This window comes from Chlorogloeopsis sp. ULAP02 (assembly GCF_038404745.2).
GTDB lineage: Bacteria > Cyanobacteriota > Cyanobacteriia > Cyanobacteriales > Nostocaceae > Chlorogloeopsis.
Genome location: NZ_JAYKTT020000046.1, coordinates 20,173 through 29,766 on the forward strand (window position 1 = coordinate 20,173; position 9,594 = coordinate 29,766).

General features: G+C 37.1%; 4 protein-coding genes. All 4 read right to left on the reverse strand.

Going from position 1 to position 9,594, the window contains the following annotated elements; translation table 11 throughout:
- Nucleotides 1-7: 7 nt before the first annotated feature.
- Complete coding sequence (locus U2718_RS16640; protein ID WP_342001389.1) at nucleotides 8-6,367, reverse strand: amino acid adenylation domain-containing protein; 6,360 nt, start codon at nucleotides 6,365-6,367, stop codon at nucleotides 8-10.
- Nucleotides 6,368-6,436: 69 nt separating this feature from the next.
- On the reverse strand, nucleotides 6,437-8,272 hold the full coding sequence (gene asnB / locus U2718_RS16645; protein WP_342001391.1) for an asparagine synthase (glutamine-hydrolyzing): 1,836 nt from the start codon (nucleotides 8,270-8,272) through the stop codon (nucleotides 6,437-6,439).
- Between the two features lie 110 nt (nucleotides 8,273-8,382).
- Nucleotides 8,383-9,111, reverse strand: coding sequence for a class I SAM-dependent methyltransferase (locus U2718_RS16650; RefSeq protein ID WP_342001393.1), 729 nt, complete (start codon nucleotides 9,109-9,111; stop codon nucleotides 8,383-8,385).
- Nucleotides 9,112-9,115: 4 nt separating this feature from the next.
- A partial coding sequence (locus tag U2718_RS16655; protein ID WP_411813311.1) for a condensation domain-containing protein occupies nucleotides 9,116-9,594 on the reverse strand: 479 nt, incomplete at its 5' end.

The window sequence follows — 9,594 nt, forward strand, 5'->3', positions numbered from 1 at the left end:
GAACCTCCTAATGGCTTCGGCGCTGGCGTTGTTGTCTGAGGGCATCTCTGCGGTTCTGGGTGGGAGTGCCAGTTGGTTGTAACGATGGTTTTTGACTGAGATATCGAGCTAAAGAATTGATAGTTGGGTAGTTAAATAAATCCATCATTGATAGGTTTTGGTACTGTAATTGTTGCAGCTGGTTGAAAACTCGCACCAATAGTAAAGAGTGACCACCTAAATCAAAGAAATTGTCATAAATTCCCACTTTTTCCACAGCCAGAACCGCTTGCCAAATATCAGCGATCGCTTGTTCAATTTCAGATTGCGGCGCAACGTAAGTATTTTCTTTTTTTAGACGTAAGCCTGTTAACTGCAACAACTGCCGACGGTCTACTTTGCCATTAGGGGTTAAGGGAAATGTTTCTAATAAAATAAACTCACTAGGTATCATGTAGCCGGGTAACTTCTGCTTCAAGAAATTCCGCAACTCGTTATTTGTAAGATTTTGCTGATTGGTAGAGACTATATAAGCGACTAATTGCTGATTATTTCCTAGTAAAACTACAGCCTGTCCCACCCCTAGATGTTGATTCAGTACTGTCTCAATTTCTCCTAGTTCTATCCGAAAACCCCTGAGTTTTACCTGATCGTCAATCCGTCCTAAGTATTCAATATTGCCATTTGGTAAATAACGAACTAAATCACCAGTTTTGTATAGACGATTAAATTTTGAATTTTGAATTTTGAATTTTGAATTATCAAAAAGATTGGGAATAAATTTCTCGGCAGTTAACTCAGGTTGATTTAAGTAGCCCCTAGCTAAACCACCACCCCCGATGTGTAATTCACCTGCAACTCCTCTCGGCACAAGTTGACCGTATTGATCGAGAATGTACATTTGTGTGTTGGCAAGGGGGCGACCAATCGGCACAATGTCATTTTCTATTTCGATTTTGCAAACTGCTGACCAGATGGTAGTTTCTGTAGGGCCGTACAGATTCCATACAGATGCACATCTTTGGCATAGTTGATTGGCTAAATGTCTGGGAAAGGCTTCACCACCACAGAGAATTTTGAGTTGAGAATTGCCCTGCCATCCTGCTTCTAATAGCATCTGCCAAGTTGCTGGTGTAGCTTGCATGACTGTTGCTTGAGATTTATTTAACCAATTTGACAACTCTACACCGTTTGTCGCTACTTCCCGACTGGCCACAACTACACGCGCACCAACTGTTAAAGGCAGAAAAATTTCTAAAACCGCAATATCAAAAGCTAAAGTTGTCACAGATAAAAGAATATCTTGCGCCCCTAAATCCAAAGTTTCACCTGTGGAGTACAAAAAGTTAACCACGGCGCTGTGAATAATTTTTACACCCTTGGGTCGTCCTGTAGAGCCAGAGGTAAAGATAACATAAGCTAAGTTTTGACTAGTGGTTTGGCTAGTAAGGTTGCATTGATTTTCTGCGGCGATCGCTTGCCAATCAGTATCTAAAAATACTAACTTTGCTGTATTTTCCGGTAGCGTTGCTGCCAATTTCTTTTGAGTTAACAGCACTGATACTTGAGCATCTTCTAGAATTAAAGCCAAGCGTTCTTGGGGATATATTGGGTCTAGAGGCACATAAGCCCCCCCAGCTTTAAGAATCCCCAATAAACCTATTACCATTTCAATTGATCGCTCAACATATATACCTACCAATACTTCTGTTCCTACACCTAATTTTTGTAGATAACGTGCGAGTTGATTGGTACGAGTATTAAGTTCGTGGTAAGTAATTTCTTGGTCTTGATAGGTAACAGCAATATTATTTGGTGTTAGTTTTACCTGAGCTGTAAATAAATCATGAATACATTGATTAAGAGGATATTCAACTTCTGTGTTGTTCCACTCCACCAATAATTGATGTTCTTCCGTGGCACTTAATAAGGGTAAATTTGCTAGATGCTGGTCTGGATTATCTACTACACCTGCTAGTAATATCCGAAAATGTTCTACCATCCGCCGGATTGTGTCAGCACTAAATATATTCGTGTTGTACTCAAAATTACCTCGCACTTCTTCAGCATCTACTTGTAGTGACACACTTAAATCAAATGTGGCAGCTTGACGCTCAATGTCCAAGAAACTGGCATTTAAGCCAGGGAGTTTGAAGTCTACCATTGGGTTATTTCCAAGGGCAAACATAATCTGAAATATCGGGTTGTGGCTTAAGTTTCGTTCCGGCTGAAGTTTCTCTACTAAATATTCAAAGGGTAAGTCTTGGTGGGCATAAGCGTCTAATGTTACTTCTCGGACTCTATGCAACAATTCTCGAAAGGTAGGATTGCCACTCAAATCAGTACGTAAGACTAAAGTATTGACAAAAAAGCCAATTAGTCCTTCTAACTCAGTGCGATCGCGATTAGCAATAGGTGAACCGACTACAACATCATTTTGTCCACTGTAGCGGCAAAGCAATGTCTTGAAAGCCGCGAGCAAAGTCATAAATAGAGTAACCCCTTCCCGATTGCTCAGTGTTTTAAGTGCCTCAGTCAAATTTGCAGGTAAGAAAAAAGGCTCTGATGCACCGCGAAAGCTTTGAATCGGCGGGCGGGGATTATCTGTAGGCAACTGTAATAGAGGAATTTGGGCTAATTGCTGCTGCCAATAAGCTAATTGAGATTTGAGTGTTTCACCTTGAAGCCACTGTCTTTGCCAAATAGCAAAGTCAGCATATTGAATTGGCAGTTCGGGAAGAGGGGAAGGTTTACCAGCACAGAAAGCTTGATACAGACTAGTTAGTTCACGCAGAAGTATTTCTATTGACCAGCCATCAAAAACTATATGATGTACCGTAAATAGCAAGACACGATCTACATCGCTTAAACATATCAAAGTAAATCGTAGCAATGGCACTTCAGCCAAATTGAAGGAGTGTTGTGTTTCAGATATGGCCAAGCGTTGAATCTCTGCTTCCTGTTCAATTTTGGAGAGATGCCGTAGGTCTACCACGGGCAGATTTAAAGTTAAATTAGAAGCTATAACTTGAACAGGCTGGTCATTAATGATGGTAAAACTTGTTCTTAAAGCTTCGTGGCGACGGACAATTTCATTAAAACTTTGATGCAGTGCGGTTTGATTGAGTTGCCCTTGCAGGCGGACAGTTGTGGAGATATTGTAAGCAAAAACATCTGCTTCTAATTGGTTGAGAAACCACAATCGCTGTTGAGCAAAGGAAAGCTGACAAGGTTCGCTTCTTGTTCTGTGAGGAATAATCTGTGTTTGTGGGGTACTAGTTTGGGCGATTATCTCTACTAATTCTGCAACGGTAGGCGCATCAAATAAACTACGTATGGGCAGTTCAATTTGAAAAGCTTTATTTAATCGGGAAATAATCTGAATTGCTAATAGTGAATGCCCACCTAACTCAAAAAAATTATCGTAGATGCCTACCTTCTCTAGATTTAATACTTGTTGCCAAATATCCGCCACAATTTGCTGTGTTGCTGTTTGCGGTGTGACGAAATAATTTTCCGGTTCTGGTTGTATTCGTTCGGCAGTTAGTAATGCTCGACGATCTATTTTCCCATTGGGTAAAACGGGCAGTACTTTTAAAAATATAAATTCTGCCGGAACCATATATTTAGGTAGTTTCTGTTCGAGAAAATACCGCAGTTCTGAAGTTTTAGGCGTTGATTGTGGGTGCGGCACTATATAAGCAACCAAGCGTTTTTCATCAACTTGATTTTGCGCCTGAACAATTGCAGTCGAAACACTAGAATGCTGGTGTAAAACTGCTTCAATTTCACCTAACTCAATGCGAAATCCTCTAATTTTTACTTGGTCATCTATACGTCCCAAGTATTCAATATTGCCATCAGGTAAATAACGAGCTAAATCACCTGTTTTGTACAGTTTGTTATCTTCAGAAGTGGAAGGATTAAAAATAAACTTTTGTGCAGTCAAATCAGGTCGATGCAAATAACCCCGCGCTACTCCTACACCAGCAATGTGTAACTCACCTGGAACACCAATAGGGACAGGACGCAAATACTTATCTAATATATATGTCTGCATATTAGAGATTGGGCGACCAATGGGTACAATATTGCGATCGCTATCTCGTTGGCAATGCCACCAAGTTACTTCGATTGATGCTTCTGTCGGCCCGTAAAGATTATGTAATTCTGCATCTACGTGAGCAAAAAAACTCTCTTGAAGGTCAAAAGAAAGTGCTTCTCCACTACAAAAAACCCGTTTGAGACTTTGGCATTTTTCTAATTCTGCCTCATTTAAAAACACTGCTAACATTGATGGCACAAAATGAATAGTAGTAATTTGTTGCTGGGCAATTAACTGAACTAAATAATTACTATCTTGATGACCATCTGGTTTAGCTAATATTAGACTTGCACCTGCTAAAAAGGGCGAGAAAATTTCCCAAATAGAAACATCAAAACTCAAGGGGGTTTTTTGTAAAAATCTATCTGCGGTTGTGAATTGAAAAGTCTCTTGCATCCACAACAAGCGATTATTTACACCCTTATGATTATTCATTACTCCTTTGGGCTTTCCTGTTGAGCCAGAAGTATAGATTATATAGGCTAAATTATCTGGAGTTAGGTTATTAACAGGGTTTTCTAAACTTTCCTGGGCAAATTGCTCCCAGTCCCTATCTATACAAATGACTTGCGCTTCATGTTCTGGAAGTAAATCTAACAATGGCTGTTGAGTTAATAAGACTGGTGTTTGTGTATCGGCTAACATAAAACCTAGACGTTCCTGTGGATAGGTAGGATCTAGTGGTATGTAAGCTCCTCCAGCCTTGAAAATAGCTAACAGCCCAATGATTAAATCTATAGAGCGTTGCATACAAATGCCAACTAAAACTTCCGGCAATACCCCGAACTTTTGCAGGTAATGTGCTAGTTGATTAGCTCGTTGGTTCAACTCTCGATATGTTATCTTTTGGTCTAGAAAGACAACAGCAACTGCATCAGGAGTTTGTTCTACTTGAGTTTCAAAAATTTGATGAAGGCATTGAAATGCTTGATAGTCTCTATGGGTGTTGTTCCAGATAAATAAAACTTTTTCTTGTTCTGCTTTATCTATAATTCGTAAATTACTTATAGTTGTTTTTTCTTCATTTAATATACTTTCGATTAATGTTTGAAATTGTTTTGATAATTTTTTGACAACTTCCAATGAAAACAAATTTGAATTATAATGTAACTCTATATCAATAGATTCTTTTCTATCAATACAATTAATCTTAATTTTAAAAGGTGATAAACAAACATTTTTCTGTTTCACAGAAAATGAAACACCATCAGCTAAATACTCTTGCTGATAATCTTGAAAATCAAAACAATATAAATGAGGCGGTAAAATATTAGAATTATCTGTTGTTCTGATGATTTGATCCCAAGCAAAATACTCTTGCCAAGAATAAGCCTCACAAATTGCTGCATCAACTTGTTGTAACACTTGAGTACAAATGTCTTCAGCTTCTAAGTGAGAGTGAATTGGTAAATATTGAGCTAACAAACCAAATGTAGTTTCTAATTTAGGGTATGAACGCCCATTGTAATTAGTTCCGATGACAATATCAGACTGATCCGTAAGATACCAAAGTAAAATTTTCCAAGCAGCCAGAAAAAAAGCAGATTTTGATATTTGATGTCTTTGAATAAATTCTTCTACTTGATTTACCAAATCGTCAGCCAGTTTAACAGATAAAACTTCTGGTTCAAATTCTTTATCTTTAAAATTATCCTTTTCAAAAGGAAGTTGAAGATTTAAAAAGTCTGATATTTGCTTGTTGTGCCAATAATCTCTGCCCAATTCTAACTCTTCATCAGTTAATAACTCATTTTGCCATGAAGAAAAATGTACATACTGCAAAGGATATTTATTTAAATAATTATATTTATTAGTATATAAAAGAGTGAGTTCATGTAATAAATTATCCAGCGTTATAGAATCAGCGCAAAGGCTGGGTAACGTAACGATTAAAATATATTTTTGTTGTGATAACCTAATTAAATCGACATTAAATAAAGAATAATCAATATAATTAATTTTACATTTATTATCTGTTATTAAAAATTCTAAAATTTGGCTTTTTTGCTCATCAGCATTTAGATAACTCCAATCTAATTCTTGCCAATTTAGGATAATAGTATTACTAATAACCTGAACAGGAAACGCTATATCTGGTAATATTTTGAATTTCGTGCGAAGAATTTCATGCCGATTAACCAACTCTTGAAAAGCCTTTTGTAAAGCTTCCACGTTCAATTTTCCATCAATTAAAACACTCATCTGTGTTCGATAAACTGAACTGTCTTGCTGTAACAGCCAGATATTCTTTTGCTGGGGTGATAGTTCAAAGCCTTCAATCATACCTCTGTGTTCCTCTGCGCTTACCTCAGCGCACCTTTGCGTTTAAAATTTTTTATATATATTTTGCAACTAAAGATTAAAACGACTTTGTAAAAAGCAAGTACCTAGTAGCATCAATAAAGCTGGTTCTAAATTAATACGCTGGCTTTCTTTCATAGTTGCAAGTCCATCTAAGAGTGTAGCGATCGCCGATTGGTTAAAAAATGGTACAGATGCCATAACTGAACTCCGCAACACATCTTGAATTAAAATATAAAGAGAATTATTAGTTGTAATAGTTACAGGTGGAGCAGTAAAAGGTTGTTTTGGACGAGTGTAGACTGTATCAGTCAAAAAAGGTCTAGCCGCTTCTCGCAGCACATATTTTTCTTTCATTCCCCGAACTAATAAAGAAACTGGCATTTTGCGTACTAATTCAAAAAGATGATGATCTAAAAAGGGTAAACGTACCTCGATCGCATGAGCCATTTCTAAACGTTCAGCAAACAAAATATAGTTAGGTAAAATTGACTTAGACCACAAATATAAAGATTGAATAACTGGTTCTCTTCCTAAAATTTGTCCTTTGATATCAAATTGATTTAAAAACTTGCCATAAACATCTAGGTCAGAATAATCAGAGGCATAATCAGGATTAAGAAGCAGGTGAAAAACAGAACGTTTAACTGCTATTTCCCTTAACCAAGTAGGGATAAATCCTAATTTATGCTCTACACTAGCTAAGGCAGTTGGTGTTTTTTGAATAGAATAATTGAAAAGTAAATCTTGGCGTGCGTGACTATACCCTGCCAAAATTTCATCCGCACCTTCCCCAGATAAAACAACTTTATAACCCGATTGTCTGACTACACGACTTTGTATATATCTTGCTACACCATGTGAATTTACACCCAAAGTTTCAGCGTGCCAAATTGCATCAGCAATATGTTCAGCAAAATCAGATTGATTCAACCGAATCACTTGAAAATCAGCACCCACGTATTTTGCTGTTTCACGGGCGATAGGTTCTTCATCATAGGCTGGGCGATCGAAAGAGACAGTAAAGGCGCGAATTGGATCGCAACTAGATTTTGCTGCTATCCCCAAAACAGCTGATGAATCAATACCACCACTCAAGAAGCTACCCACAGGTACATCAGCCCGTAGTCGAATTTGCACAGCTTCCTCCAATTTGTGGCGGAATAGCTCAATATATTCATTATCCTGACGTTGTGGTATATGCTGATTAGCTGTTGGATAATCCAGATCCCAGTACCGAGTAATATAAGTTTGATTGGGCGTTGCTAACAAATAGTGTCCAGGCGGAATTTGCTTGACACCTGCAAACAAGGTGCTGTCTTGATTGACATAAATGAATAACTGCTGAAAATATGATTCATAATCCCAACTGGCGGGAACTCCAGCAGCAAATAAAGCTTTGGCTGCTGATGCTAAGTAAAGTGTGTTACCAACTTTAGCGTAAAAAAGTGGTTTAATTCCAAAGCGATCGCGCACCGCAAATAAAACTTGTCTCGCCTCATCCCACAAGATAAATGCAAATTCACCTCGGAGATATTGCAGACATTCAGTGCCAAATTCTTCATATAGATGAAGTACGATTTCGCTATCCGAACGGGTTCTCAGTCGATGACCTAAGTTTTTTAATTGATACTGAATCTTTTCATAATCATAAAACTCCCCATTCACAACAACGTGTAACTGTTCATCTTCATTTGTTATTGGTTGATTGCCTGTTACTAAATCGATAATACTAAGTCGAGTATGCCCTAATCCCACTTTTTGGTGGGAAGCAACCCAATGCGATTGGCGATCGGGGCCGCGATCGCTCAACTGTTGTGTCGCCTTAGTTAAGGCCTCTACTATAATTGGTTCTTGTCTGGAAAAAATGCCTACGATACCACACATCTATATAAAGTTTCCTATGAAAATTACTAGTTAATAACGTCATTGGTAAGGGTTTCAAACGTATTTATTTTTCATATTTATAAATTTCTTGCTTCATACTTCATCCTTGATTACTTGGAAGCCACAAAATAACTTTCACGTGGTTTATCTGGTTCACTATGATGAACACGAACTTGCTTAAAACCTACATTTTCTAAGGCAGATATAACTTCATCTGCGGCATAACTTTTAACTAACATGATATCGTCCAAACGTTGCCAATTTCCTTCAATTAATCTAAAACCAGTAATTTTGATTTGACCTATCTTTTCTTCTGGATTGTAAGTGTGTTTTACAATCCAGGCACAATCATCTTTAGCATCACTTAAAACAATGTCATTCCAGCCAGCTTGAAACCCTTGTTCTAACAAAATATTAAAGACAAATAAACCATTACAGCGTAATGCTTTGTAAACACTCTCGAAAGCACTTTTTAATTCTTCATAACACATAAAATGATTGAAAGCACCTGTAGAAATTGCTCCTTCAAAAACTGGTGGCAATTCAAAATCACGCGCATCACTGAAAATAAATTCACCATTGCTTGCATTTTCACGAGCATAATGCAGCATTGCTTCTGAGCTATCAATTCCTGTGACTTTAAATCCTTTGCTTAACAACATCTGTGCTAAACGGCCAACGCCACAGCAAACATCAAGAATATTTGAACCAACAGGCAGCTTTGATAAAAATAATTCGTTAATAAATGGTAAATTATATTCAAGATAATCTTGACTATAATATTGATTATTAACTGAAGCAATAAGATTGTAGTCGGGATGAGTAATTGTATAAGACATAATTTTATGAAAGTACAATGGTTTTTGGTTGAATGTTTTTTAATTTATTAGCAGCTATATTTCGCATTCTTTCTAAATCATCAGTTTTTTGTTGATTTTCATATTCCTGAATTAAGTTAATTAAATTTTCCAATTGTGTATTAGGTTCTTCCACGAAAGCATTAAATAATATTTGTAAGTGACTTAGGATTCTAGTAATGTTTATAAATTTGTAAAAAGATGAATCATAGTGAGCCACTAGACCTAAGCTTGAACCAAGTAGTAAGATAAGTGTGAGGGGATAATTAGAGCGTGAAAAGAAAGAAACGTTATTAATTTTTAAATTAGTTGTAGATAGGCGAGAAATATCTACTAAAGAGTTCTGACACGCTAACAAACTTTCAAATAATGGTAATCCCCCAGAAACTTCACTCCAACTTTGAATGTTTATCAAAGGAGTATGTTCATACTGGCGTAGTTGGTTATATTGAGACTGGAGTATTT

What these genes read in the sequence shown, in the direction of transcription:
- U2718_RS16640 (WP_342001389.1), bottom strand. Translation starts at nt 6,367, where the DNA reads ATGATTGAAGGCTTTGAACTATCACCCCAGCAAAAGAATATCTGGCTG.
- asnB (WP_342001391.1), bottom strand. Translation starts at nt 8,272, where the DNA reads ATGTGTGGTATCGTAGGCATTTTTTCCAGACAAGAACCAATTATAGTA.
- U2718_RS16650 (WP_342001393.1), bottom strand. Translation starts at nt 9,111, where the DNA reads ATGTCTTATACAATTACTCATCCCGACTACAATCTTATTGCTTCAGTT.